Annotated in this window: 38 protein-coding genes; 6 read left to right on the forward strand and 32 right to left on the reverse strand. The window is 66.8% G+C overall.

The window, feature by feature from the left end; genetic code table 11:
* The first annotated feature begins 1 nt into the window (after position 1).
* The 6 genes from ubiB (at position 2) to ABU113_RS07445 (ending at position 5,230) form a co-directional block, all read left to right on the forward strand.
* Entirely contained in the window at positions 2-1,522 is a 1,521-nt protein-coding gene (gene ubiB / locus ABU113_RS07420) for a 2-polyprenylphenol 6-hydroxylase (protein ID WP_454558867.1), read from the forward strand.
* Between the two features lie 12 nt (positions 1,523-1,534).
* Positions 1,535-2,740, forward strand: a complete 1,206-nt coding sequence (gene coaBC, locus ABU113_RS07425; protein ID WP_454558868.1) for a bifunctional phosphopantothenoylcysteine decarboxylase/phosphopantothenate--cysteine ligase CoaBC — start codon at positions 1,535-1,537, stop codon at positions 2,738-2,740.
* Positions 2,724-3,182 (forward strand): dUTP diphosphatase, encoded by a 459-nt coding sequence (dut, locus tag ABU113_RS07430; protein ID WP_454558869.1) that lies wholly within the window; start codon positions 2,724-2,726, stop codon positions 3,180-3,182. Before coaBC ends, dut begins: the two co-directional genes overlap by 17 nt.
* The gene (locus tag ABU113_RS07435) at positions 3,179-3,937 is read left to right on the forward strand and encodes a HesA/MoeB/ThiF family protein (protein ID WP_454558870.1); all 759 of its coding nucleotides are present in this window, start codon (positions 3,179-3,181) and stop codon (positions 3,935-3,937) included. The genes dut and ABU113_RS07435 overlap by 4 nt, the downstream gene beginning before the upstream one ends.
* Before the next feature lie 3 nt (positions 3,938-3,940).
* Positions 3,941-4,333 (forward strand): DsrE family protein, encoded by a 393-nt coding sequence (locus ABU113_RS07440; RefSeq protein WP_454558871.1) that lies wholly within the window; start codon positions 3,941-3,943, stop codon positions 4,331-4,333.
* 108 nt (positions 4,334-4,441) lie between these two features.
* The gene (locus tag ABU113_RS07445) at positions 4,442-5,230 is read left to right on the forward strand and encodes a cyclase family protein (protein WP_454558872.1); all 789 of its coding nucleotides are present in this window, start codon (positions 4,442-4,444) and stop codon (positions 5,228-5,230) included.
* Between the two features lie 59 nt (positions 5,231-5,289).
* Here the strand turns inward: ABU113_RS07445 and ABU113_RS07450 are convergent, their stop codons facing one another.
* The 32 genes from ABU113_RS07450 to tuf form a co-directional block, all read right to left on the reverse strand.
* Complete coding sequence (locus ABU113_RS07450; protein WP_454558873.1) at positions 5,290-5,829, reverse strand: peptide deformylase; 540 nt, start codon at positions 5,827-5,829, stop codon at positions 5,290-5,292.
* Positions 5,830-5,836: 7 nt separating this feature from the next.
* On the reverse strand, positions 5,837-7,390 hold the full coding sequence (gene guaA / locus ABU113_RS07455) for a glutamine-hydrolyzing GMP synthase (protein ID WP_454558874.1): 1,554 nt from the start codon (positions 7,388-7,390) through the stop codon (positions 5,837-5,839).
* A 75-nt stretch (positions 7,391-7,465) separates the two neighbouring features.
* Positions 7,466-7,900 (reverse strand): acyl-CoA thioesterase, encoded by a 435-nt coding sequence (locus tag ABU113_RS07460; protein ID WP_454558875.1) that lies wholly within the window; start codon positions 7,898-7,900, stop codon positions 7,466-7,468.
* A gap of 8 nt (positions 7,901-7,908) precedes the next feature.
* A complete protein-coding gene (locus tag ABU113_RS07465; RefSeq protein ID WP_454558876.1) occupies positions 7,909-9,039 on the reverse strand; it encodes an iron-containing alcohol dehydrogenase in 1,131 nt (376 codons plus the stop codon).
* A gap of 213 nt (positions 9,040-9,252) precedes the next feature.
* Positions 9,253-9,672 carry a 50S ribosomal protein L17 gene (rplQ, locus tag ABU113_RS07470; RefSeq protein WP_454558877.1) on the reverse strand — a complete coding sequence of 140 codons (420 nt, stop codon included), beginning with the start codon at positions 9,670-9,672 and terminating at the stop codon, positions 9,253-9,255.
* A 126-nt stretch (positions 9,673-9,798) separates the two neighbouring features.
* Positions 9,799-10,815 carry a DNA-directed RNA polymerase subunit alpha gene (locus ABU113_RS07475; protein ID WP_454558878.1) on the reverse strand — a complete coding sequence of 339 codons (1,017 nt, stop codon included), beginning with the start codon at positions 10,813-10,815 and terminating at the stop codon, positions 9,799-9,801.
* 85 nt (positions 10,816-10,900) lie between these two features.
* The gene (gene rpsK / locus ABU113_RS07480; RefSeq protein ID WP_454558879.1) at positions 10,901-11,293 is read right to left on the reverse strand and encodes a 30S ribosomal protein S11; all 393 of its coding nucleotides are present in this window, start codon (positions 11,291-11,293) and stop codon (positions 10,901-10,903) included.
* A gap of 33 nt (positions 11,294-11,326) precedes the next feature.
* Positions 11,327-11,695, reverse strand: a complete 369-nt coding sequence (gene rpsM / locus ABU113_RS07485; RefSeq protein ID WP_454558880.1) for a 30S ribosomal protein S13 — start codon at positions 11,693-11,695, stop codon at positions 11,327-11,329.
* Positions 11,696-11,844: 149 nt separating this feature from the next.
* Positions 11,845-12,495: an adenylate kinase gene (locus tag ABU113_RS07490; protein ID WP_454558881.1), complete on the reverse strand. Its 651-nt coding sequence runs from the start codon at positions 12,493-12,495 to the stop codon at positions 11,845-11,847.
* Positions 12,492-13,838: a preprotein translocase subunit SecY gene (gene secY, locus ABU113_RS07495; protein WP_454558882.1), complete on the reverse strand. Its 1,347-nt coding sequence runs from the start codon at positions 13,836-13,838 to the stop codon at positions 12,492-12,494. The genes ABU113_RS07490 and secY overlap by 4 nt, the downstream gene beginning before the upstream one ends.
* A gap of 38 nt (positions 13,839-13,876) precedes the next feature.
* The gene (rplO, locus tag ABU113_RS07500) at positions 13,877-14,335 is read right to left on the reverse strand and encodes a 50S ribosomal protein L15 (RefSeq protein ID WP_454558883.1); all 459 of its coding nucleotides are present in this window, start codon (positions 14,333-14,335) and stop codon (positions 13,877-13,879) included.
* 93 nt (positions 14,336-14,428) lie between these two features.
* Positions 14,429-14,617, reverse strand: coding sequence for a 50S ribosomal protein L30 (gene rpmD / locus ABU113_RS07505; protein ID WP_454558884.1), 189 nt, complete (start codon positions 14,615-14,617; stop codon positions 14,429-14,431).
* A gap of 7 nt (positions 14,618-14,624) precedes the next feature.
* The gene (rpsE, locus tag ABU113_RS07510; RefSeq protein WP_454558885.1) at positions 14,625-15,218 is read right to left on the reverse strand and encodes a 30S ribosomal protein S5; all 594 of its coding nucleotides are present in this window, start codon (positions 15,216-15,218) and stop codon (positions 14,625-14,627) included.
* A 3-nt stretch (positions 15,219-15,221) separates the two neighbouring features.
* A complete protein-coding gene (gene rplR / locus ABU113_RS07515; protein ID WP_454558886.1) occupies positions 15,222-15,578 on the reverse strand; it encodes a 50S ribosomal protein L18 in 357 nt (118 codons plus the stop codon).
* 9 nt (positions 15,579-15,587) lie between these two features.
* Positions 15,588-16,121: a 50S ribosomal protein L6 gene (gene rplF / locus ABU113_RS07520; protein ID WP_454558887.1), complete on the reverse strand. Its 534-nt coding sequence runs from the start codon at positions 16,119-16,121 to the stop codon at positions 15,588-15,590.
* A 13-nt stretch (positions 16,122-16,134) separates the two neighbouring features.
* Positions 16,135-16,533, reverse strand: coding sequence for a 30S ribosomal protein S8 (gene rpsH / locus ABU113_RS07525; RefSeq protein WP_454558888.1), 399 nt, complete (start codon positions 16,531-16,533; stop codon positions 16,135-16,137).
* Positions 16,534-16,550: 17 nt separating this feature from the next.
* On the reverse strand, positions 16,551-16,856 hold the full coding sequence (rpsN, locus tag ABU113_RS07530; RefSeq protein WP_454558889.1) for a 30S ribosomal protein S14: 306 nt from the start codon (positions 16,854-16,856) through the stop codon (positions 16,551-16,553).
* 19 nt (positions 16,857-16,875) lie between these two features.
* Entirely contained in the window at positions 16,876-17,457 is a 582-nt protein-coding gene (rplE, locus tag ABU113_RS07535; RefSeq protein ID WP_454558890.1) for a 50S ribosomal protein L5, read from the reverse strand.
* On the reverse strand, positions 17,450-17,770 hold the full coding sequence (gene rplX / locus ABU113_RS07540) for a 50S ribosomal protein L24 (RefSeq protein ID WP_454558891.1): 321 nt from the start codon (positions 17,768-17,770) through the stop codon (positions 17,450-17,452). The genes rplE and rplX overlap by 8 nt, the downstream gene beginning before the upstream one ends.
* The gene (gene rplN, locus ABU113_RS07545) at positions 17,770-18,138 is read right to left on the reverse strand and encodes a 50S ribosomal protein L14 (RefSeq protein WP_454558892.1); all 369 of its coding nucleotides are present in this window, start codon (positions 18,136-18,138) and stop codon (positions 17,770-17,772) included. The genes rplX and rplN overlap by 1 nt, the downstream gene beginning before the upstream one ends.
* Before the next feature lie 29 nt (positions 18,139-18,167).
* Positions 18,168-18,404 (reverse strand): 30S ribosomal protein S17, encoded by a 237-nt coding sequence (gene rpsQ / locus ABU113_RS07550; RefSeq protein ID WP_454558893.1) that lies wholly within the window; start codon positions 18,402-18,404, stop codon positions 18,168-18,170.
* A 10-nt stretch (positions 18,405-18,414) separates the two neighbouring features.
* Positions 18,415-18,606, reverse strand: coding sequence for a 50S ribosomal protein L29 (rpmC, locus tag ABU113_RS07555; RefSeq protein WP_454558894.1), 192 nt, complete (start codon positions 18,604-18,606; stop codon positions 18,415-18,417).
* A 20-nt stretch (positions 18,607-18,626) separates the two neighbouring features.
* Positions 18,627-19,046, reverse strand: a complete 420-nt coding sequence (rplP, locus tag ABU113_RS07560; RefSeq protein ID WP_454558895.1) for a 50S ribosomal protein L16 — start codon at positions 19,044-19,046, stop codon at positions 18,627-18,629.
* 86 nt (positions 19,047-19,132) lie between these two features.
* Positions 19,133-19,828, reverse strand: coding sequence for a 30S ribosomal protein S3 (rpsC, locus tag ABU113_RS07565; protein WP_454558896.1), 696 nt, complete (start codon positions 19,826-19,828; stop codon positions 19,133-19,135).
* Positions 19,828-20,208: a 50S ribosomal protein L22 gene (gene rplV, locus ABU113_RS07570; protein ID WP_454558897.1), complete on the reverse strand. Its 381-nt coding sequence runs from the start codon at positions 20,206-20,208 to the stop codon at positions 19,828-19,830. The genes rpsC and rplV overlap by 1 nt, the downstream gene beginning before the upstream one ends.
* A gap of 9 nt (positions 20,209-20,217) precedes the next feature.
* On the reverse strand, positions 20,218-20,493 hold the full coding sequence (gene rpsS, locus ABU113_RS07575) for a 30S ribosomal protein S19 (protein WP_454558898.1): 276 nt from the start codon (positions 20,491-20,493) through the stop codon (positions 20,218-20,220).
* A gap of 14 nt (positions 20,494-20,507) precedes the next feature.
* A complete protein-coding gene (gene rplB, locus ABU113_RS07580) occupies positions 20,508-21,341 on the reverse strand; it encodes a 50S ribosomal protein L2 (protein WP_454558899.1) in 834 nt (277 codons plus the stop codon).
* Between the two features lies 1 nt (position 21,342).
* The gene (locus ABU113_RS07585; RefSeq protein WP_454558900.1) at positions 21,343-21,642 is read right to left on the reverse strand and encodes a 50S ribosomal protein L23; all 300 of its coding nucleotides are present in this window, start codon (positions 21,640-21,642) and stop codon (positions 21,343-21,345) included.
* Positions 21,635-22,258, reverse strand: coding sequence for a 50S ribosomal protein L4 (rplD, locus tag ABU113_RS07590; protein WP_454558901.1), 624 nt, complete (start codon positions 22,256-22,258; stop codon positions 21,635-21,637). Before rplD ends, ABU113_RS07585 begins: the two co-directional genes overlap by 8 nt.
* A gap of 3 nt (positions 22,259-22,261) precedes the next feature.
* A complete protein-coding gene (gene rplC / locus ABU113_RS07595) occupies positions 22,262-22,999 on the reverse strand; it encodes a 50S ribosomal protein L3 (RefSeq protein WP_454558902.1) in 738 nt (245 codons plus the stop codon).
* A gap of 95 nt (positions 23,000-23,094) precedes the next feature.
* Positions 23,095-23,409 carry a 30S ribosomal protein S10 gene (rpsJ, locus tag ABU113_RS07600; RefSeq protein WP_454558903.1) on the reverse strand — a complete coding sequence of 105 codons (315 nt, stop codon included), beginning with the start codon at positions 23,407-23,409 and terminating at the stop codon, positions 23,095-23,097.
* A gap of 134 nt (positions 23,410-23,543) precedes the next feature.
* The gene (gene tuf, locus ABU113_RS07605) at positions 23,544-24,734 is read right to left on the reverse strand and encodes an elongation factor Tu (protein ID WP_454558904.1); all 1,191 of its coding nucleotides are present in this window, start codon (positions 24,732-24,734) and stop codon (positions 23,544-23,546) included.
* Positions 24,735-24,756: the final 22 nt, after the last annotated feature.

Genomic DNA, 24,756 nt, shown 5'->3' on the forward strand with positions numbered 1-24,756 from the left:
CTTGGCGAGCACCCTCACCCACCTCTGGCGCATGGCCCGCTGGGGCCGCACACTGGGCCGGCACGGCGTGCTGCGCCCGTTCGAGGCCGCCACCGACGCGCCGCCGCTGCTGCGGCTGGGCGCCCGGCTGGCCCGGCTGGGCGTCCGCACCCCGGCGACGCCGCACTATGCCCACGCCTTCGAGGCGATCGGCCCGGCGGCGATCAAGCTCGGCCAGGCGCTGGCGACCCGGCCGGACCTGATCGGCGTCGAGGGCGCGCGCGACCTGCAGCGGTTGCAGGACAAGCTGCCGCCCTTCCCCTTCTCCCAGGCCAGGGCCACCATCGAGCGGGAGCTGGGCGGGCCGATCGCGCAGTTCTTCAGCCACATCGAGCCGACGCCCGTGGGCGCGGCCTCCATCGCCCAGGTGCACAAGGCGGTGACCACCGATGGCCGCACGGTGGCGGTGAAGGTGCTGCGCCCGGACGTCGAGGCGATGGTGGCGGATGCCATCACCACCTACGCCTGGGCGGCGCGGCTGGGCGAGAAACTGGGCGGCGAGCTGGCCCGGCTGCGGCCGCGCGTCGTCGTCGAGATGTTCCGCCACTGGATCAACCGCGAGCTCGACCTGCGGCTGGAAGCCGCCAGCGCCGCCGAGCTGGCCGCCCGGATGGACGGCATCGCCGACTACCGGGTGCCGACGGTGGACTGGGAACGCACCACCCGGCGGGTGCTGACCATCGACTGGATCGACGGCATTCCGCTCACCGACATCGAGCGCGTGCGCGCCAGCGGGCATGATTGCGCCAAACTCGCCCGGGTCGCCGTCTCGGTGTTCCTGCGCCAGGCCATCGTCGATGGCTATTTCCACGCCGACTTCCACCACGGCAACCTGTTCGTCGACGACGCCGGCCGGCTGGCGGTGGTGGATTTCGGCATCATGGGCCGGCTCGACCGGCTGGGCCGGCGCTATCTGGCGGAAATCCTCTACGGCCTGCTGACCCGCAATTACGCCCGCGTGGCGGAGATCCACTTCGAGGCGGGCTATGTGCCGGCGCATCATTCGGTGGAGGAATTCGCGACCGCCCTGCGCGCGGTGGGCGACCCCATTCTCGGCAAGCCGGTGAAGGACATTTCGGTCGGCCGGCTGCTGGAGCAGCTGTTCGCCATCACCCGGCTGTTCGACATGCAGACCCAGCCGCACCTGCTGCTGCTGCAAAAGACGCTGGTGATGGTGGAGGGGCTGGCCGTCACCCTCGATCCCGAGGCCAACATGTGGGAGATCGCCGAGCCGTTCATCGCCGAGTGGATGCGCGACGAACTCGGCCCCGAGGCGCGGGTCGCCGACTCGCTGATCCGCCTGGTGCGCGACGTGCGCACCCTGCCGGACATCGCCCGGCGGCTGATGGCGCGCGTCCCCAACCCCGGCGCGGCCCCGCCGGCGCCGCCGCTGCCGGAAGACCCGGCGCGACCCTTCCCGTGGTGGCTGCTGACGCTGGCCGGCGGACTTGCCGCCGGGCTGGGCCTCGGCTGGCTTCTTTAGGGCGGGCAGGCTATGACCATGGCCATGTTCGAGGGCAAATCCATCCTGCTCATCGTCGGCGGCGGCATTGCCGCCTACAAGACGCTGGAGCTGATCCGCCGGCTGCGCGAGCGCGGCGCCACGGTGCGCTGCGTGCTGACCGAGGGCGGCGCGCAGTTCGTCACGCCGATGTCGCTGGCCGCGCTGAGCGAGCAGCCGGTGTTCACCGACCTGTTCAGCCTCAAGGACGAGACCGAGATGGGCCACATCCAGCTCAGCCGCCTGGCTGACCTGCTGGTGGTCTGCCCCGCCACCGCCGACCTGCTGGCCAAGATGGCCGCCGGTCTCGCCGGCGACCTGGCGACGACGGCGCTGCTGGCCACCGACAAGCCGGTGCTGGCGGTGCCGGCGATGAACGTGCGGATGTGGCAGCATCCGGCCACCCGGCGCAGCATCGCCCAGCTGCGCGCCGACGGCGTGGCAGTGCTTGAACCGGCGTCCGGCCCGATGGCGTGTGGCGAGTTCGGCCCCGGCCGGCTGCCGGAAGTGCCGGACATTGTGCAGGCCATCGCCGCACAATTGGGCCGCGGCACCCGGCTGGCCGGCGTGCACGTGCTGGTGACCGCCGGGCCGACCCACGAGCCGATCGACCCGGTGCGCTACATCGCCAACCGCTCCTCGGGCAAGCAGGGCTATGCCATCGCCGCCGAGCTGGCGGCGCTGGGCGCCACGGTGACGCTGGTGTCCGGCCCCACCGGACTGGCGGCGCCGGCCGGTGTCACCCGCGTCGATGTCGAGACCGCGCTGGACATGGAGGCCGCCTGTGCCGCCGCCCTGCCGGCCGATGTCGCGGTGTGCGTGGCGGCGGTCGCCGACTGGCGGGTCGAGGCGGCGGCGCAGAAGGTGAAGAAGCAGGGCGGCGAACCGCCGGCGCTGCGGCTGATCGAGAACCCCGACATTCTGGCCGGGCTGTGCCGGGCGACCAACCGCCCGCGCCTGGTGGTGGGTTTCGCCGCCGAGACCGAGAAGGTCATCGAGCACGCCCAGGCCAAGCGGCAGAAAAAGGGCTGCGACTGGATCGTCGCCAACGACGTGGCGCCGGAGACCGGCGTCATGGGCGGGGATGCCAACACCATTCATCTCGTGACGCCGGATGGCGTCGAAACCTGGCCGACCCTCGCCAAAAGCGCGGTCGCCCGCAACATTGCCGAACGGATTGCCGATGCTCTCGACCGCTAACGTGGAAATTGCCGTGACCCGCCTCGCCCATGGCGCCGACCTGCCGCTGCCGGGCTACGAGACCTCGGGTGCCGCCGGCATGGACCTGCTGGCGGCGATCGACGCCGACATCGTGCTGGCGCCGGGCGAGCGCCAAGCGGTGGCCACGGGGCTGGCCATCGCCCTGCCGGAAGGTTTCGAGGCCCAGATCCGCCCGCGCTCCGGCCTGGCGCTGAAGCAGGGCCTGACCGTCGCCAACGCGCCGGGCACGGTGGACAGCGACTATCGCGGTGAAGTGAAGGCGATCCTGATCAACCTCGGCGGCGCCCCCATCACCATCACCCGCGGCATGCGCATCGCCCAGATGGTCATCGCGCCGGTGACACGCGGCCTGTGGCGCGAGGTGAGCGAACTGCCGGCCACCGGGCGTGGCGTCGGCGGCTTCGGCTCCACCGGCGTGTGAGCACGCTCACCGACGAGCAACTGGAGCGCTACGCGCGCCACATCGTGCTGCGCGAGGTCGGCGGCACCGGCCAGCGCAAGCTGCGCGCCGCCCGCGTGCTGGTGATCGGCGCCGGCGGACTGGGCAGCCCCTGTCTGCAGTATCTTGCCGCCGCCGGTGTCGGCACGCTGGGCGTCGTCGACGACGATGTGGTCGACCTCTCCAACCTGCAACGCCAGGTGCTGCACGGCACGCCGGACATCGGCCGGCCGAAGGTGGACAGCGCCGCCGACGCCCTCACCCGGCTGAACCCCGACGTCACCGTGGTGCGCCATGCGCTGCGGCTGGACGCCGGCAACGCCGCCGGGATCATCGCCGGCTACGACGTGGTGGCCGACGGCTCCGACAGCTTTGCCACCCGCTTTGCCGTCGCCGATGCCTGCCTGGCCCAGCGCACGCCGCTGGTCTCGGCCGCCGTCGGCCCGTTCGAGGGCCAGCTGGCGGTGTTTCGCGGCTACGAGCCCGACAAGCCCTGCTACCGCTGCTTCCTGCCGGAGGCCCCGGCGGGGCAGGAGCGCACCTGCGCCCAGGCCGGCGTGCTGGGCGCGCTCACCGGCGTCATGGGCTCGTTGCAGGCGCTGGAAGTGCTGCGTGAAATTATCGGCTTCGGGCCCTCTATGGCGGGGCGGCTTCTGCTCTATGATGCGCTGGCGAGTCGCATGCGGGACATCGGGCTGCCGAAGGATCCCGGCTGCCCGGCCTGTGGCGGGAGATGAGCCATGACGACGCCTAACCCCAAGTCCCGGCACCGGAATGGTCTGGCGCTGGTGTTCAGCGAACTGGCGCACGCACGCCTGCACGCCGGCCTCAGCCTTGCCTGCGCCGCCGGCGCCATGGGCCGCCCGGTCAGGCTGTTCTTCCACGGCGAGTCGGTGGCGGCGCTGGAGCCGCACCGCAAGTGGCGCGGCGACGAACCGCTGGCGGCCGCCGGTATTCCCACGCTGGCCGACCTGCTGGTGACCGCGCGCGAACTCGGCATCCCGATCATGGCCTGCCCGTCCGGCCTGCATCTTTGCCATATCACGGCGAACCTGCTGCCGGAGGGCGTGGAGACCGCCGGCATGGTGGCCTTCCTCGCCGCCGCGCACGACGACGAACTGCTGCTGGCATGACGTCATGATACCGGCCCCGACCGCCTGCGCTGGACGTCAGAGGTTTTACTTGCATTTGCAAATTTAAACGGCCACCTTTTCGCCATCGGGCAGGTAGGGGAGACCAAGATGACAGCATCGTCCGCAGACACGCTGGCCAGTTTCGCGGCGTCCATCGCCTCGGGCGCGATCGAGGTGATCGATCTCACGCAGACGCTTTCGGAAGACACGCCGGTGCTGATGCTGCCACCCAACTTCGGCCAGTGCGCCCCCTTCTCGCGGCAGGAAATCTCCCGCTACGACGAGCGCGGCGTCGCCTGGTACTGGAGCAACTTCACCGTCTGCGAGCACACCGGCACCCACTTCGACGCGCCGGTCCACTGGGTCACCGGCAAGGATCTGGCCGACAACAGCGTCGACCGGCTGGCGCCGCGCGACTTCGTGGCGCCGGCGGTGGTGATCGACTGCTCGGCCGAGGCCGCCGCCGACCCGGACTTCCTGCTGGAGGTCGAACACATCAAGGCCTGGGAAGCGCGGCACGGCGCCATTCCGGCGAAAAGCTGGGTGCTGTTGCGCACCGACTGGTCGAAGCGCGACGTGGAGGCCTACACCAACCGCCGCGAGGACGGTGCCCACACGCCGGGGCCGTCGACGGCGGCCGTGCGCTACCTGGTCGAGGAGCGCGACGTGCTGGGTTTCGGCGTCGAGACCATCGGCACCGACGCCGGTCAGGCACACCTGCTGGAGCCGCCCTACCCCGCGCACACGCTGCTGCACGGCGCCGGCCGCTATGGCCTGCAGTGCCTCGAAAATCTCGACCGGCTGCCGGCTACCGGCGCCGTCATCGTCGCGGCACCGCTGAAGATCCGCGACGGTTCGGGCAGCCCGCTGCGGGTGCTGGCGCTGGTGAGCCGGTAAGCCGATCCGCCCAGATCACCAGTCTGTTCAGGCCCCAGTCCGCTCAGGCCCCAGTCCGCTCAGGCCTGCCCCTGCCGGGCGAGCTTGTCGAAGCGGCGCATCACCTGGTCGCGCTTGAGGCGGGAAAGCCGCTGGGTCCAGAAGATGCCGTCGAGCTGGTCGATCTCGTGCTGCAGGCAGACCGCCAGAAAGCCGTCGGCCGCCTGGGTATGCGCGGTGCCGGCGAGATCCTGGTAGGCGATGCGCACCGACAAAGGCCGCGTCACCTCGGCGGTGACGCCGGGCAACGACACGCTGCCCTCCTCGTGGCGGCCCTGCTCGTCGGCGGCCCACACCACGCGCGGATTGACGTACACTCGCACGCCCAGCGGATCGTCGGGCAGCTCCAGCACCACCAGACGGGCGAGCACGCCGACATGCGGCGCGGTGATGCCGACACCCGGCGCTGCGCGCATGGTCTCCAGCAGATCATCGGCGAGCGCCCGCAGGTCGGCGTCGAACGTCGTCACTGCGGCAGCAGGGGTGCGCAGCAGCGGATCGGGCCAGCGCAGGATCGGCCGCACGGTCATGCCGCCGCGATCATGGCGTGCGGCGCTCACTGACGGCTCATTCCCACTCGATGGTGCCGGGGGGCTTGGAGGTATAGTCGTAGACGACCCGGTTGATGCCCCGCACCTCGTTGACGATGCGGGTGGCGACGCGGCTCAGGAAGGCGGCGTCGAACGGGTAGATGTCGGCGGTCATGCCGTCCGTCGAGGTGACGGCGCGCAACGCGCAGACGCTGTCGTAGGTCCGCCCGTCGCCCATCACGCCGACCGTCTTGACCGGCAGCAGCACGGCGAAGGCCTGCCAGATGGCATCATAAAGGCCGGCCTTGCGGATTTCCTCCAGATAAACGGCGTCGGCCTTGCGCAGGATGTCGCAGCGCTCGCGCGTCACCTCGCCGGGGATGCGGATGGCCAGACCCGGCCCCGGGAAGGGGTGGCGGCCGACGAACACGTCCGGCAGGCCGAGCTCGCGGCCCAGCGCGCGCACCTCGTCCTTGAACAGCTCGCGCAGCGGCTCGACGAGCTGCATGTTCATGCGCTCGGGCAGGCCGCCGACATTGTGGTGGCTCTTGATCGTCACCGACGGGCCGCCGGTGAAGGAGACGCTCTCGATGACATCCGGGTAGAGCGTGCCCTGGGCGAGGAACGCAGCGCCGCCGATCTTGCTGGCTTCCGCCTCGAACACGTCGATGAAGGTCTTGCCGATGAACTTGCGCTTGGCCTCGGGGTCGGTGACGCCGGCCAGGCCGCCGAGAAACAGGTCGGCGGCATCCACATGCACCAGCGGGATGTGGTAGTGCTCGCGGAACAGGCTGACCACCTGCTCGGCCTCGCCCAGCCGCATCAGGCCATGGTCGACGAACACGCAGGTCAGCTGGTCGCCGATCGCCTCGTGGATCAGCACCGCGGCCACCGCCGAGTCGACGCCGCCGGACAGGCCGCAGATCACCTTGCCCGAGCCGACCTGGGCGCGGATCTCCGCCTTCTTGGTCTCGCGGAACGACGCCATGGTCCAGTCGCCCCGGCAGCCGACCACGTTGTGGACAAAGTTGGCGATCAGCTTGGCGCCATCGGGGGTGTGCACCACCTCGGGGTGGAACTGCACGGCATAGATGCGCTTCAGTTCGTTGGCGATAGCGGCATAGGGCGCGCCTTCCGACGTCGCCACCACCGCGAAGCCTTCCGGCAGCGCGTCGACGCGGTCGCCGTGGCTCATCCACACCTGATGGCGCTCGCCCGGCGCCCACACGCCCTCGAACAGCGCGCAGCCCTGCTTGACGTCGAGGAAGGCGCGGCCGAACTCGCGGTGGTCGGACGGCGTCACCGAACCGCCGAGCTGGGCGCAGATGGCCTGCTCGCCATAGCAGATGCCGAAGATCGGCAGGCCTGCGGCGAAGATCGCCTCCGGCACCCGGGGGCTCTCGCCCTCGTGCACCGAGGCCGGGCCACCGGAGAGGATGATGCCCTTGGGCCGCAGCCGCTCCATGGCGGCGGCGCCCTGATGGAAGGGCACGACTTCGGAATAGACCCCGGCCTCACGCACGCGCCGCGCAATCAGCTGCGTCACCTGGGAGCCGAAATCGAGGATGAGAATGGTTTCTGTGGGCTGCATGGCGAGCGTTTAAACAGGTGCCGCCCGCGAGTCCAGCCCGAGAAACACCGCAACGCCCGCAGGCCGCGCCAGGCCTCAGATCGCCAGGCGCTCCAGCGCCGCGCGCAGCGGTGCCGGCAGCGCCACCGGCCGGCGGCTGTCGCGGTCGACATAGACATGCACGAAGTGGCCGAAGGCCGCCGCCTCGTTGTCGTCGCCCCGGAACAGGGCGATCTCGTAGCGGACGCTGGAGCTGCCCAGCCGCGCCACCCGGACCCCGGCGGTGACCGCGTCGGGGAAGGCCAGCGGCGCGTAATACTGGCACTGGGTCTCGACAACCAGACCGATGACGGCGCCGGCGTGGATGTCCAGCACGCCCGCGTTGATCAGGTAGGCGTTCACCGCGGTGTCGAAGAAGCTGTAATAGACCACGTTGTTGACGTGGCCGTAGACGTCGTTGTCCATCCAGCGGGTGGTGATGCTGGCGAGGTGGGGGAAGTCCCCCCGGACGATGACCGGCTTGTCCGCCATGATGCTCCTTACCAGGCCTGGGCGTAGAGAGCCCGCGCATCGGCCCGGCTGACCTCGCGCGGGTTGTTGACCAGCAGCCGGGTCTGCTTCATCGCATCGTCGGCCAGCAGGTCAAGCGCGCTCTCGGGCACCGCGACGTCGCGCAGCCGCCGGGGCAACCCGGTGGCGGCCACCAGCGCGTCCAGCCGGTCGCGGAAGCCATCGGCGCCCGTGCCGCCCAGCAGCGGCGCCAGCTCGGCGTAGAGCGGCCCGGCGGACTCGAGATTGAACGCCAGCACGTGCGGCAGCATCAGCGCGTTGGACAGCCCGTGCGGGATGTGGAAATGCCCGCCCAGCGGGTAGGCCAGCGCATGGACCGCCGCCACCGGCGCGTTGGCGAAGGCCTGGCCGGCCAGCAGCGCACCCAGCAGCATGTCGGAGCGGGCCTGCACATCGTCGCCCCGGGTGCAGGCAGTGACCAGGTTGGCAGCCAGCAGCCGCAGCGCCTCGCGCGCCAGCGCGTCGGACAGCGGGTTCTTCTTGTGCCGGCTGGTATAGGCCTCGATCGCATGCACCATGGCATCGACGCCGGTCGCCGCCGTCACCGCCGGTGGCAGACCCAGCGTCAGCTCGGCGTCGAGCACCGCCCAATCGGCGTAGAGGCTGGCCGACACCACGCCCTTCTTCTCGGCCTCGCCGGTGGTGACGATGGCGATCGGCGTCACCTCGGAGCCGGTGCCGGCGGTGGTCGGCACCAGCACCAGCGGCAGCCGGCGGCCGCGCGCCTGATCGACGCCGTAAATATCCTCCAGCCGGTCGCCGGAGCCCAGCAGATAGGCCACCAGCTTGGCGGTATCCATGGGGCTGCCGCCGCCCAGACCGAGCACGGCGTCGGCGCCGGCCGCCCGGCCCGCCTCGACCGCCGCCAGCACCACGTCGGCCGGCGGGTCGGCGACCACGGCATCGAACACGCTTACCGCCACGCCGGCGGCCGCCAGGCTCCCCTCGGCGGCGCTCGACAGGCCGAAGCGGCGCACGCCGGCGTCGGTGACCAGCAGCACGTGGCGCGCCCCCAGACCGGCAAACAGCGGGCCGATGTCGGCCGACGCGCCCGGAGCAACGCGGATGTTGGGGGTGGTCTGGAAGGTAAAGCCGGTCATGGGACTCCTGCCTGCAAACGTGGCGCATCCTGACGCCGCAGCGCCGACTTCTCAAGAGCATGGCGCCGCCGGCGCCAACATGCTCGTGCCGCCACTATCCGCCACGTGGTGGCGCCGGCGGGCGGGAGCGGTGGCTGGAACCGTACAGCGCAAAAGAAAACCGCCGGCGGGGCGACCCTACCGGCGGCTTGTCTGTCAGCGCGGCGCGACGACTCAGGCGGCTTCGGCCTCGGTCGCTTCCGGCTTGGGACCGCTGTCCTGGCCCTTGGCCGAGGTGTCGCGGTCGACGAACTCGATGATCGCCATCGGCGCCGCGTCAGAGGCGCGGAAACCGGCCTTCAGCACGCGGGTGTAGCCACCGGCGCGGCTGGCGTAGCGCGGGGCCAGCACGTCGAACAGCTTGGCGGTCTGGGTCAGATCGGCCAGGCGGGCGATGACCAGACGGCGGTTGGACAGGCCCCCCTTCTTGGCGAGCGTGATCAGCTTCTCGACATACGGGCGCAGTTCACGCGCCTTGGGCAGCGTCGTGGTGATCTGCTCATGCTTGATCAGCGCGGCGGCCATGTTCTTGAACAGGGCGGCGCGGTGGCTGGAGGTACGGCCGAGTTTACGGCCGGCAACGCGATGACGCATGGTCTTGACCTTTCCGTTCGGTCCGCGGCCGTTTCAGGTACCGCGGAACAGGCCCGGCAGGGTTCGGGCCGAAACACACCCTGCGAGCGGCAGCCCAAGGACGCCGCCCTAGAAGGTTGGGGAAGCTTAATATTCCTGTTCGAGCTTCTTCGCCAGATCCTCGATGTTCTCCGGCGGCCAGCCGGGGATTTCCATGCCCAGCCGCAGGCCCATCGAGGCCAGCACTTCCTTGATCTCGTTGAGCGACTTGCGGCCGAAGTTCGGCGTGCGCAGCATCTCGGCCTCGGTCTTCTGGACCAGATCGCCGATGTAGATGATGTTGTCGTTCTTCAGGCAGTTGGCCGAACGAACCGACAGCTCCAGCTCGTCGACCTTCTTCAGCAGGTACTTGTTCAGCGTCGGCTTGTCTTCCTCGACCTTCGCGGCAACCGCCTTGGGCTCCTCGAAGTTGATGAACAGCTGCAACTGGTCCTGCAGGATGCGGGCGGCATAAGCCAGCGCATCCTCGGGCGTGATCGTACCATCGGTCTCGATGGTCATGGTCAGCTTGTCGTAGTCGAGCTCCTGGCCGACGCGGGTGTTTTCGACCTTGTAGGCCACCTGGCGCACCGGCGAGTAGAGCGCGTCAACCGGCATCAGGCCGATCGGCGCGTCCGCCGGGCGGTTGGCCGACGCCGGCACGTAGCCCTTGCCCGGCTCGACGGTCAGTTCCATGTTGAGCGTGGCGCCCTGGTCCAGGGTGCAGATGACGAGATCGGGGTTCATGATCTCGACGTTGGCGACGGTGGTGATCTGGCCGGCGCGCACTTCACCGGGACCGGTCGCGGTCAGGTGAACGCGCTTGGGCCCGTCAGCCGCCATCTTGACCGCCAGCTGCTTGACGTTGAGCACGATGTCGGTGACGTCTTCACGCACGCCCGGAATGGACGAGAACTCATGCAGCACGCCATCGATGCGGATGGCGGTGACGGCGGCGCCCTGCAGCGACGACAGCAGCACCCGCCGCAGGCTGTTACCCAGGGTCAGACCGAAACCACGCTCAAGCGGCTCCGCGACGAAGGTCGCCTTGCGCTGGGCGTCGCTGCTGTCCTTGACTTCGAGCTTGTTGGGCTTTTTCAGTTCCTGCCAGTTCTTCGCGATCACGTGGGGCACCTCTGGCTAATATTTCAAGCGGCCGACGGAAACGCCGGCCGCTCCAACAACAAACGCGGCGGGGACAGTCCCGCCCTTAGACGCGACGGCGCTTCGGCGGCCGGCAACCATTGTGCGGGATCGGCGTCACATCACGGATCGAGGTGATGGTGAAACCCACCGCCTGCAGCGCGCGCAGCGCCGATTCGCGGCCCGACCCCGGACCCTTGACCATCACTTCCAGGGTGCGCACGCCGTGCTCCTGGGCCTTGCGGCCAGCGTCCTCGGCGGCAATCTGGGCCGCATAGGGGGTCGACTTGCGCGAACCCTTGAAGCCCATCTGGCCCGACGACGACCAGGCAATCGCATTGCCCTGGGCATCGGAGATGGTGATCATGGTGTTGTTGAACGACGCGTTCACATGGGCAACGCCATTCGTGATGTTCTTGCGCTCGCGCCGCTTGACGCGGGTGGTGGTGTCACGTGCCATGGTATCCTGATCCTTGCTGAAGCGGCGCCCGGATTACTTCTTCTTACCGGCGATCGGCTTGGCCTTGCCCTTGCGGGTGCGGGCATTGGTGTGGGTGCGCTGACCGCGCACCGGCAGGCCCTTGCGATGACGCAGGCCGCGATAGCAGGCCAGGTCCATCAAGCGCTTGATGTTCATCGCCACCTGGCGACGCAGATCGCCCTCCACCGTGTAACCGGCGTCGATGGCCTCGCGGATCTGCAGCACTTCCGAGTCGGTCAGCTCGCTTACGCGGCGCTCCGGCGGGAAGCCCATCTTGGTGCAGATCTCCTTGGCCTTCGCGGGGCCAATGCCGTGGATGTAGGTCAACCCGACCACGACCCGCTTGTTGGTCGGGATGTTGACACCAGCGATACGCGCCACGTTCGATCTCCTGTCCTCGCCCCTCGCGGGGGTCTCGTCCAACTCCGGGTGCACCCGCGTTGGACACGTCATTCAAATATGTCAAGCCGATTCGGAAAGGCGCGGATTATAGGAACGCAATGGGTTCCGTCAACCGCTGATTCTCCGCCTCAGCCTGCGTTCAAGATCGCGGCCAGATCGGCATGGACCTTGTCCATATCCGCCATGCCGTCGATACGCTTCAGCAGCCCCTTGTCCGCATAGTAATTCGAGATCGGGGCCGTTTTCTCGTGATATTCCGCCATCCGCTGGCGCACCGTCGCCTCGTTGTCATCGGGGCGACGCTTGAATTCGGTCGAACCGCAGGCGTCACAAACGCCGGCGACCCTGGTCTGCTTGAAGCGGTCATGATAACCGGCACCGCATTTGGCGCAGGAAAACCGGCCAGTGACCCGCTCGACAAGGGCGTTTTCGTCGACGGTCAGCTCAACCACCGAATCGAGCTTCAGGCCCTTCTCGGCCAGCATGGCGTCAAGCGCCTCGGCCTGGGCGGTGGTCCGCGGAAAACCGTCAAAGATCACGCCGCCCTTGGCGTCCGGCTGCTCCAGCCGGTCGGAGATCAACGCGATCATGATATCGTCGGAGACCAGCTGACCGGCGTCCATGACCGCCTTGGCCTTAAGACCCACCGGCGTTCCGGCGGCAACGGCGGCGCGCAGCATGTCGCCCGTGGACAACTGGACCATGCCCCGCTCAGCCTGCAGACGCTGCGCCTGGGTCCCCTTGCCGGCGCCCGGCGGTCCTAGCAGAATGATGTTCACTTGCGCCCTCCCCGGAGTTTCGCCTTCTTGATGAGGCCTTCGTACTGATGCGCCATCATATGCCCGTGGATCTGGGCGACCGTGTCCATCGTGACGTTGACGACGATCAGCAGGCTGGTACCCCCGAAGTAGAAGCCAACCCCCATCTCGGCAATCAGCCATTCCGGCAACAGGCAGATGATGGTGAGATAGGCCGCGCCGACGACGGTGATGCGGGTCAGCACGTAATCGAGGTACTCCGCCGTCTTCTGGCCCGGGCGGATGCCCGGCACGAAGCCGCCATAGCGCTTCAGGTTGTCCGCGGTCTCCTCGGGGTTGAAGACCACGGCCGTGTAGAAGAAGCAGAAGAAGATGATGCCCAGCGCATACAGCGCCATGTACAGCGGCTGGCCGTGACCGATCATGGCGGTCATGGTCTGCAGCCAGTCCGGCCCGCGGCCGCCGGCGAACTGGGCGACGGTGAGCGGCATCAGCAGCAGCGACGAGGCAAAGATCGGCGGAATGACGCCAGCGGTGTTGAGTTTGAGCGGCAGGTGCGACGTATCGCCCTGGAACATGCGGTTGCCGACCTGGCGCTTGGGGTACTGGATCAGGATGCGCCGCTGGGCGCGCTCCATGAAGCAGATGCCGTAAACGACCACCACCGCCAGCACGATGATCAGCAAAATGGCGCCGGCCGACAGCGCGCCGGTGCGGCCAAGCTCGAACAGCTGGGTCAGCGCGCCCGGCAACGCCGCGACGATACCGGCCATGATGATGAGCGAGATGCCGTTACCGATACCGCGACTGGTGATCTGCTCACCCAGCCACATCAGGAACAGGGTACCGCCAATCAGCGTGATCACCGTGGTGATCCGGAAGAACATGCCGGGATCCAGCACTGCCGAGGCACCCTGGGAGGCGCCCCAGCTTTCCAGGCCGACCGCGATGGAATAGCCCTGGATGGCGGTCAGCAGCACGGTACCCAGACGGGTGTACTGGTTGATCTTCTTGCGCCCGGCCTCGCCTTCCTTCTTCAGCGCCGCCATCGACGGCGACAGCGACGTCAGCAGCTGCACGATGATCGATGCCGTGATGTACGGCATGATGTTGAGCGCGATGATCGACATGCGCTCCAGCGCGCCGCCGGAGAACAGATTGAGCATCCCCAGCACGCCGCCGGACTGCTGCGCGTAGAGCTGCTGCAACGCCACGGGGTCGATCCCCGGCAGCGGCACGAACGTGCACAGCCGGTAGATGATCAACGCACCCAGCGTGAACCAGATGCGGTTCTTCAACTCCGTCGCCTTGGAGAAGGCGCCGAAGTTGATGTTGGCCGCCAGTTGTTCGGCTGCTGAAGCCATGCGGTGGAGCTACCTCGGGATAGTCAGGCGCGAACGGTTCAGGCGACGAGCTCGATGCGGCCGCCGGCCTTCTCGACGGCGGCCTTCGCCGCTTCCGAGGCACCCGCGACCTTGAGGGTCAGTGCGACCTTGAGTTCGCCCTTTGCCAGCACGCGCACGCCGTCCTTGGCCTTGCCGCACAGACCGGCAGCCTTGAGAGCGGCGAAGTCGAGCTCGGCGCCGGCGGCAATCTTGCCGGCGTCGACGGCCTTCTGGAGCCGCCCCAGGTTCACCTCGGCATAGTCGGTGCCGAAGATGTTGTTGAAACCGCGCTTCGGCAACCGCATGTGCAGCGGCATCTGGCCGCCCTCGAAGCCGTTGATCGACACGCCCGAGCGGGACTTCTGACCTTTCTGGCCACGGCCAGCGGTCTTGCCCTTGCCCGAACCGATACCACGGCCCACGCGCATGCGGCGCTTGCGGGCGCCTTCGTTGTCTTGCAGTTCGTTCAGCTTCATGAGCTGGTCCTCTTCAACGTCCGTCCACCGGCACCCCGCAGTGGTCTTTCAGATGGGGATGCCGGTGCTGCCACGCCAGAGTGGATGGCGATATTATTCGCCGTCCACCTTCACCATGTGAGCGACCTTGCGGATCATGCCCCGGATAGACGGCGTGTCCTCAAGCACCACGGTGCGATGCATCTTGTTCAGGCCCAGGCCGACGAGGGTCGCCCGCTGGTCCTTGGTACGGCGGATCGGCGAACCGGTCTGCGTCACCTTGATCGTCTTGCTCGCGCTCATCGCTCAACTACTCCGTCTGGGCCTCGGCCTCGGCGGAAACCGCCTTGCCGCTGACATCGCCCCGGCGCGAGATGATGTCGGCGATCTTCTTGCCGCGACGGGAAGCCACCATCTTCGGGCTGGTCTGGTTGACCAGCGCGTTAAAGGTGGCGCGGATCATGTTGTAGGGGTTGTTCGACCCCATCGACTTGGTCACCACGTCCTGAACGCCCAGGCTCTCGAACACCGCGCGCATCGGGCCGCCGGCGATGATGCCGGTACCCTGCGGCGCCGAGCGCAGAAACACCTTGCCGGCGCCCCAGCGGCCGTTGACGTCATGGTGCAGCGTGCGGCCTTCGCGCAGCGGAATGCGGACCATCGTCTTCTTCGCCGACGCGGTGGCCTTGGAAATGGCCTCGGGCACCTCGCGGGCCTTGCCGTGGCCGAAGCCGACGCGGCCCTTGCCGTCGCCCACGACGACCAGTGCCGCAAAGCCGAAGCGCTTGCCGCCCTTCACCGTCTTCGACACGCGATTGATGTGGACCAGCTTTTCAACCAGCTCGTCGCCACCCTCTTCGCGGGCGGGGCGATCGCCCCGTTCCTGTTTCGGTTCGCGCGCCATCGCTTAAAACTCCAATCCGCCTTCACGTGCCGCCTCGGCCAGAGCCTTGACACGCCCGTGATAGAGAAAACCGCCACGGTCGAACACGACCTGGCCAATACCGGCCGCCTTGGCGCGTTCGGCCAGCAGCTTGCCGACCTCGGCGGCCGCCGCGACGGTCGCGCCCGACTTGCCCTTCAGGGCCGACTCCAGCGTCGACGCGGCGGCAACCGTCGCACCTTTGCTGTCATCGATAACCTGGGCGTAGATGTGCTTCGACGACCGGTGGACCGACAGACGCGGCCGACCGCCCGACTTGAGCGCCAGCTGGGTACGCACCCGCTGCCGGCGCCGCTCGAAAAGAGAGAGACCCTTAGCCATGGTGCATCCTTACTTCTTCTTGCCTTCCTTGCGGAAGATGAACTCGCCCCGGTACTTGATACCCTTGCCCTTGTAGGGCTCGGGCTTGCGCCAACGACGGATTTCGGCGGCCACCTGGCCCACCTGCTGCTTGTCGTTGCCGCTGATCTCGACCGTGGTCTGATCCGGGCACTTGATGGTGATGCCATCCGGGATCGGGAAATCCACGTCGTGGCTGTAGCCGAGCTGCAGCTTCAGGTTCGAACCCTGAACGCTGGCGCGGTAGCCGACGCCGGTGATTTCCAGCACCTCGGTGAAACCCTGGGTCACACCGGTAACCAGGTTGTTCACCAGCGTGCGCTGCATGCCCCAGAAGGAACGCGAGCGCTTGGTGTCGCTGCGCGGCTGGATGCTGATGACGTTGCCGTCGACCGTGCAGACCACTTCGTCCGCAACCGTCAGCGACATCTGACCCTTGGGGCCCTTGACCGCCAGCTGCGCGCCGTCGAGCGTCGCGGAGACGCCAGAGGGAAGGGCAACCGGCTTCTTGCCAATACGAGACATCGTGCGCCCTCCGTCAGAACACGGTGCAGAGCACTTCGCCGCCCACGTTCTGCTCGCGCGCTTCCGCGTCCGAGAGAACGCCCTTGGGCGTCGAAATGATCGAGATACCGAGACCGTTGCGCACGCGCGGCAGCTCCTGCGAACCGGAGTAGACGCGGCGACCGGGCTTCGACACGCGCTGCAGCCATTGAATGGCCGGCTGGCCCTCATGGTACTTCAGCTCGATGCGGATTTCGCGCCGGCCGGGGCCGAGGTCGAATTCCGAGAAGCCGCGGATGTAGCCTTCGCGCTTCAGCACGTCGAGCACGCGGGCACGCAGCTTGGACGCCGGCGTGACGATGGAGTCTTTGCGAGCCTGCTGACCGTTGCGGATGCGGGTCAGCATATCGCCCAGGGGATCCGTCAGATTCATGTTTGGACCTCCCGACCTTACCAGCTCGACTTCACGACGCCGGGAATCAGGCCCTGATTGGCCAGTTCACGCAGCGACACGCGAGACATGCGGAATTTGCGGTAATAAGCGCGCGGACGGCCCGTCACTTCGCAACGATTGCGGATGCGGGTCGGGTTTGCGTTGCGCGGGACCTCGGCAAGCTTCAGGCGGGCGAGGAAACGTTCCTCTTCCGGCTTCGACTCGTCGTTGGCAATCGCCTTCAGGCGAACGACCTTGCCCGCGAATTTCTTCGCCAGCTTGCGTCGCCGCTCGTTCTTGTTGATCGAACTCAGTTTGGCCATTCTCTATCCTTCCCGGTGGTCAGGCCGCGCGGCTGTCCGGGGTCTGACCCCAGAACGGCATGTCGAATGCCTTCAGCAGCGCACGCGCCTCCTCGTCGGTCTTGGCGGTCGTGCAGATGATGATGTCCATACCCCGGATCTTGTCGATCTTGTCGTAATTGATCTCGGGGAAGACGATCTGCTCCTTGAGGCCGAGAGCGTAGTTGCCCCGACCGTCAAAGCTCTTGGGATTCACGCCGCGGAAGTCACGCACGCGCGGCAGCGCGATGGTGATCAGGCGGTCCAGAAATTCGTACATCTGCTCACGGCGCAGCGTGACCTTGGCGCCGATCGGCATGCCTTCACGCAGCTTGAACGTGGCGATGGACTTCTTGGCGCGGGTGACGACCGGCTTCTGGCCGGCAATCGCCTGCATATCGGCCACGGCGGCATCGACGCGCTTCTTGTCCTGGGTCGCCTCGCCGACGCCCATGTTGATCACGATCTTCTCCAGACGCGGCACTTCCATCGGGTTCTTGTACCCGAACTGCTTCTGGAGCTCCTCGCGGATCTTGGTCTCGTAGAGAGTCCTGAACCGCGGCATGGGTGCGTTCTCAGCCATCGATCACCTCGCCCGAACGCTTGGCCACGCGAACCTTGCGCCCGTCTTCCAGCACCTTGAAACCAACACGGGTCGGCTTGCCGGTTTTCGGATCCTCGATCGCCACCTTGGCGACGTGGATCGGAGCCTCGACCCGTTCAAGACCACCAGCATTACCGCCCATCGGCTTCTTGTGCTTGGTGACCATGTTAACGCCGCTGACGACAACCTTGCCGTCCTTCGGCAGGGCGCGAACCACCTCGCCGTGCTTGCCCTTGTCCTTGCCGGACAGGACCACCACGCGGTCGCCCTTCTTGATCTTCAGCGCAGACATCACAGCACCTCCGGCGCGAGCGAAATGATCTTCATGTGGTTCTTCGCGCGCAGCTCGCGAACCACCGGGCCGAAGATACGGGTGCCGATGGGTTCGTTGTTCTTGTTGATCAGCACCGCCGCATTGCGGTCGAAACGGATCACCGAACCGTCCACACGACGGATGTCCTTGGCGGTGCGAACGACGATCGCGCGGTGCACGTCGCCCTTCTTCACACGACCGCGCGGCGCGGCCTCCTTGATGGAGACGACGATGATATCGCCGACACTCGCGTACTTACGCTTGGAGCCGCCCAGCACCTTGATGCACATCACGCGCTTGGCGCCCGAGTTGTCGGCGACGTCCAGATTTGTTTGCATCTGAATCATGGCAAATTCTCCTGGTCTTCAGCCGACTCTCAGGAAACCTTCTCGAGAACACGCCACGACTTCGTCTTCGAAATCGGGGCGCACTCCTCGATGCGAACGACATCGCCCTCGCGGATCGCGTTGGCTTCGTCATGCGCGTGATACTTCTTCGACCGGCGGATGATCTTGCCGTAGAGCGGGTGCTTCACCTTGCGCTCCACCAGCACGGTCACCGTCTTGTCGGTCTTGTTGGACACCACCGTGCCCTGAAGAATACGCTTCGGCATGGGGTTCTCCTTAGTTGGCCTGGCGCTGACGCTGCAGCGTCTGGATCTTGGCGATCGTGCGACGCACCTCGCGCACACGCGCGGTGTTGGTCAGCTGACCGGTGGCACCCTGGAAGCGCAGCGAAAACTGCTCCTTCTTCAGGCTCGTCAACTCCTCGGAGAGCTGATCATCGGTCTTGGTTTTGAGGTCCGCGAATTTCATCTGTCCTGTCTCCACGTGCCTCAAGCCGCCTCGCCCAGACGGGCGACGAACTTGGTCTTGATGGGGAGCTTGGCCGCCGCGCGCTCGAAGGCGCCGCGCGCGATATCGGCGGGCACGCCGTCGAGCTCGAACAAGATACGGCCCGGCTTCACGCGCACAACCCAGTAGTCGGGCGCGCCCTTACCGGAACCCATGCGGACTTCCGCCGGCTTGGTCGACACCGGGACGTCCGGGAACACGCGGATCCAGAGGCGTCCGGCGCGCTTGATGTGACGGGAAATGGCACGACGCGCCGCCTCGATCTGGCGGGCGGTGATACGCTCCGGCGCCACGGCCTTAAGGCCGAAGGCGCCGAAGTTCAGCGCCGTGCCGCCCTTGGCGAGGCCGTGGATACGGCCCTTGTGAGCCTTGCGAAATTTGGTCTTCTTCGGTTGCAACATTGTCTATCGCCTTCTGACAGAGCCCCGGCGGGTTAGCGACCCACGTGGGATGTGCCCTCGATCAGGCGACGCTTCAGGGTTTCCCCTTACCGCGCCGGCCGAACTCCCGAGGTCTGAGCCTCCAGCATCAGCTTGTCCTGTGCCATGGGGTCATGGCCAAGGATTTCGCCCTTGAAAATCCACACCTTGACGCCGCACACGCCATAAGCGGTGTGGGCCTGCGCCTCGGCGTAGTCGACGTTGGCACGCAGCGTGTGCAGCGGCACCCGACCTTCGCGGTACCACTCCATGCGCGCGATTTCGGCGCCGCCGAGACGGCCGGAGCAGTTGATCCGGATGCCCTCGGCGCCCAGACGCAGCGCCGACTGCACCGCACGCTTCATGGCGCGGCGGAAGGCGATACGGCGCTCCAGCTGATCGGCCACCGACTGGGCCACCAGCTTGGCATCGATCTCCGGCTTGCGGATCTCGACAATGTTCAGCGAGACCTCGGAATTGGTCATCACCTGAATCTTGCGCCGCAGCTTCTCGATATCGGCGCCCTTCTTGCCGATGATGACGCCCGGGCGAGCGGCATAGATCGACACGCGGCACAGCTTCGCCGGGCGTTCGATGACCACCTTGGAGATGGCGGCCTGCGGCAGTTCCTTCATCACGAACTGGCGGATCTTGAGATCCTCATGCAGCATCCGGCCATACTCGGAGCGGTCGGCGAACCAGCGCGAGTCCCAGGTGCGGTTGATCTGCAGGCGCAGACCGACAGGCGAGGTTTTCTGACCCATTAGGCTTGCTCCTCGATCTCGCGCACGACGACGCGAATACGGCTGAACGGCTTGACGATCGGCGCGCCACGACCGCGGGCACGGGCCATGAAGCGCTTCATCTGCAGCGACTTGCCAACCGAAGCCTCCTGAACGACGAGCGCGTCGACGTCCAGGTTGTGGTTGTTCTCGGCGTTGGCGATCGCCGACTGCAGCACCTTCTTCACGTCCCGGGCCATGGCCTTGGGGGAGAAGGTGAGAATGTTGAGCGCTTCGGCAACGCGACGACCGCGAATGAGCCCAGCCACCAGGTTGAGCTTGCGGGGGGAGCCGCGGACCATCGTATTGACGGCCAGCGCCTCTTTGTCGCCGACGCGACGGGGAGCGGATGGCTTACTCATGTCCCGTCCTTACCTCTTCGCTTTCTTGTCGCCGGCGTGACCGGGGAAGGTGCGGGTCGGCGCGAACTCGCCGAGCTTGTGACCCACCATTTCCTCGCTCACGTAGACGGGGATGAACTTCTTGCCGTTGTAGACGTTGAACGTCAGGCCAACGAACTGCGGCAAAATCGTCGAACGACGCGACCAGGTCTTGATCGGAGCTTTCGCCCCCGACTCCTGCGCGCCCTCGGCCTTCTTCAGAAGGTAGAGGTCGACGAACGGACCTTTCCAAACCGAACGTGCCATGTCGCCTTAACCCCTTACTTCTTCTTCGCGTGGCGCGAGCGGATGATGAACTTGTCCGTCGCCTTGTTCGAACGCGTGCGCTTGCCCTTGGTCGGCTTGCCCCACGGGGTCACCGGATGGCGGCCACCGGAGGTGCGGCCCTCACCACCGCCGTGCGGGTGGTCGACCGGGTTCTTGGCGACGCCGCGGCTGAGCGGGCGCATACCGAGCCAGCGGGCGCGACCGGCCTTGGCGAGGTACTGGTTGGCGTTGTCCGGGTTGGACACGGCGCCGACCGAAGCCATGCACTCAGACCGGATGTAGCGCTGCTCACCCGAGTTCAGGCGGACGATGACCATGCCGCGGTCACGACCGACGACCTGGACGTAGGCACCCGCGGCGCGAGCGATCTGACCGCCCTTGCCCGGCTTCAGCTCGACGTTGTGGGCAATGGTGCCAACCGGCATCTGACCGATTTCCATCGCGTTGCCCGGCTTCACGTCGGTCTTCTTGCCGGCGACGACGGTGTCGCCTTCCGACAGGCGCTGCGGCGCGATGATGTAGGCGAGCTGGCCGTCTTCGTACTTGATCAGCGCGATGAAGGCCGTGCGGTTGGGGTCATACTCCAGCCGCTCGACGATCGCCGGCGCGTCCCACTTGCGACGCTTGAAGTCAACGATGCGGTAGGAGCGTTTGTGACCACCGCCCATGCCGCGCATGGTGGCATGGCCCTGGTTGTTGCGACCACCCGACTTGCTCAGGCCCTCGGTGAGCGCCTTGACCGGCTTGCCCTTCCAGAGGCTCGACTTGTCGACCAGCACCAGGCCGCGGCGGGCGGCGCTCGTCGGATTATATTGCTTGAGTGCCATGTTACTTCAACTCCGGCGCCGCCAGGTCGATCTGGCCCTCGGCGAGGGTGACGATCGCCTTCTTCTCGTCCGACCGCATGTAGGGCTGACCGCGCCAGCGCTTGGTCTTGCCCTTCTGCACGATGGTGTTGACGGCCTTCACCTTCACGCCCTTGAACAGAGCCTCGACGGCGGCCTTCACGTCCGCCTTGGTGGCGTCGCGGGCAACCTTGAAGGTGTACTGACCGTGCTCGGAGACCAGCGTCGACTTCTCAGTGATCACCGGCTTGAGCAGGACGTCGTAGTGCTTGAGCTCAGCCATTGAACCGCGCCTCCAGCTTCTCGACCGCGGCCTTGGTCAGCACCAGGGTGTCGTGGTTGAGGATGTCATACACATTGGCGCCAATGGCCGGCAGCGCGTCGATGCGCGGCAGGTTGGCGGCGGCCAGCTTGAAGTTGGCATCCACCGCCTCGCCATCGATGAACAGGCCGCTGGCAATGCCCAGCTTGGCCAGCTTCTCGGCGAGCGCCTTGGTCTTGGCCTGACCGATGGTCAGGTTTTCCACCACCAGCAGCTTGCCCTCGGCCTGCTTGGCCGACAGCGCAACCTTCAGACCCAACGCGCGGATCTTCTTGTTCAGCGACTGGTCGAACACCCGGGCACGCGGGCCGTGGGCCTTGCCGCCCTTGCGGAACTGCGGCGCCGCCTTGTTGCCGTGACGCGCCGAGCCCGAGCCCTTCTGGCGATACATCTTCTTCGACGTCGCCGACACGTCGCTGCGCTCCTTGGCCGCGCGGGCCGGGGCCCGACGGTTGGCGAGCTGCCAGTTGATGACGCGGTGCAGAATGTCCTTGCGGAGCTCGCGGCCGAAGATGTCGTCCTTCAGCTCGATTTCACCGGCCGAACCGGCGTCCAGCGTTTTGACTTCAATCTTCATGGCTTATTCTCCCGCCTCGGCGTCGGCCGGAGCCTCGGCCGGGGCTTGCGTCGCCGGCGCGGCCGCCGCCGTCAGCACCGACGCCGGGTACGGCGCCGCCTGCGGACGGGCGATCTTGGCAGCGTCCTTGACCTGCAACCAGGCACCCTTGTGACCAGGCACCGAACCCTTCACGAACAGCAGCCCGCGCTCGACATCCGTGGAGACGATCTCGAGGTTCTGCTGGGTGATCTGCGAGGCGCCCATGTGGCCGGCCATCTTCTTGTTCTTGAAGACCTTGCCGGGATCCTGACGGTTACCCGTCGAACCGTGGGAGCGGTGGCTGACCGACACGCCGTGGGTGGCGCGCAGACCGCCGAAGTTCCAGCGCTTCATGGCGCCGGCAAAGCCCTTACCAACGGTCACGCCGGTCACGTCGACATACTGGCCGGCAACGAAATGGTCGGCGGAAATCACCGCGCCCACATCCACCAGCGCGTCTTCGGCGACGCGGAATTCCACCAGCTTGCGCTTGGGCTCAACCTCGGCCTTGGCGAAATGGCCGCGTTCCGGCTTGGTCAGGTTCTTCACCTTGACCGTGCCGGCACCCAGCTGCAGCGCCGTGTAGCCGTCCTTGTCGTTGGTCCGCTGGGCCACCACCTGGCAGCCTTCGAGCGCCAGAACGGTCACCGGCACATGCCGGCCATCGTCCTGGAACAGGCGGGTCATGCCCACCTTCTTTGCGATCACACCGGTGCGCATGGCACCTCTTCTCCTTCGTCAGAGGCTCGGACCGACCATCGGCCGAGCGTGAAACCGGTGGGTCAACCCCCGGTCTCGATTACCCCAGCGCCCGGTCAGGCCTGGAGCTTGATCTCAACGTCCACACCGGCCGCCAGGTCGAGCTTCATCAGCGCGTCCACCGTCTGCGGCGTCGGGTCCACGATGTCGAGCAGGCGCTTGTAGGTACGCACCTCGAACTGCTCGCGGCTCTTCTTGTCGACGTGCGGCGAGCGGTTGACCGTGAACTTCTCGATGCGGGTCGGCAGCGGGATCGGTCCACGCACCAGCGCGCCGGTCCGCTTCGCGGTCATCGCGATCTCGCCCGTGGCCTGATCCAGCACGCGGTGATCAAAGGCCTTGAGGCGGATCCGGATGTTCTGCGTTTCCATGGGTCCAACCCTTTGTCGTCTTCACTTGAACAGCGTCCGCTTCGTCGCGGAAGCGGACGCCTGTAGGTTAGTTACAGAAAAATGTAAAGCCGCCCGGACCGGAAAACGCCGGCCCGAGCGGCCTTTTTTTATGGTTACTCGATGATCTGGGCGACGACGCCCGCGCCGACGGTACGACCGCCTTCACGGATGGCGAAGCGCAGACCCTGGTCCATGGCGATCGGCGCGATCAGCTGAACGGTCAGCGTCACGTTGTCGCCCGGCATCACCATCTCGGTGCCCTCCGGCAGGGTGACCATGCCGGTGACGTCGGTGGTGCGGAAGTAGAACTGCGGGCGGTAGTTGCCGAAGAACGGCGTGTGGCGACCGCCCTCGTCCTTCGACAGCACGTAGGTTTCCGCCTTGAACTTGGTGTGCGGGGTGATCGAACCCGGCTTGGCCAGAACCTGGCCACGCTCCACGTCGTCACGGCCGATGCCGCGCAGCAGCGCACCGATGTTGTCGCCAGCCTGGCCCGAGTCGAGCAGCTTGCGGAACATTTCGACGCCGGTCACGACGGTCTTGGCAGTGGCCTTGATGCCGACGATCTCGACTTCGTCGCCAACCTTGACGATGCCGGTCTCGACGCGGCCGGTCACCACGGTGCCGCGACCCGAGATCGAGAACACGTCCTCGATCGGCATCAGGAACGGCTTGTCCAGCGGACGCTCCGGCTGCGGGATGTAGCGGTCGACTTCCGCCATCAGCTTCAGCACGGCGTCACGGCCGATTTCCGGACGCTTGTCTTCCAGCGCGCAGACGGCCGAACCCTGGACGATGGGGATATCGTCGCCCGGGAAGTCGTACTTGGACAGCAGCTCGCGGATTTCCAGCTCGACGAGCTCCAGGATTTCCGCGTCGTCCACCAGGTCGACCTTGTTCATGAACACGACCAGCGCCGGCACGCCGACCTGACGGGCGAGCAGGATGTGCTCGCGGGTCTGCGGCATCGGGCCGTCGGAGGCGGACACCACCAGGATGGCGCCGTCCATCTGGGCCGCGCCGGTGATCATGTTCTTCACGTAGTCGGCGTGACCCGGGCAGTCGACGTGCGCGTAGTGACGCTGGGCGGTCTCGTACTCGACGTGGCTGGTCGAGATGGTGATGCCGCGGGCCTTCTCTTCCGGCGCCTTGTCGATCTGGTCGTAGGCGGTGAAGGTGGCGCCGCCGGCCTCGGCCAGAACCTTGGTGATCGCCGCGGTCAGCGACGTCTTGCCGTGGTCGACGTGACCGATGGTGCCGATGTTGCAGTGCGGCTTGTTCCGCTCAAATTTAGCCTTGCCCATGATCCCTTACCTCTTCTCGACA

It is taken from the genome of Parapedomonas caeni (assembly GCF_041060555.1).
In the GTDB taxonomy this organism is placed as follows: Bacteria; Pseudomonadota; Alphaproteobacteria; order Sphingomonadales; family Sphingomonadaceae; genus CAUJIW01.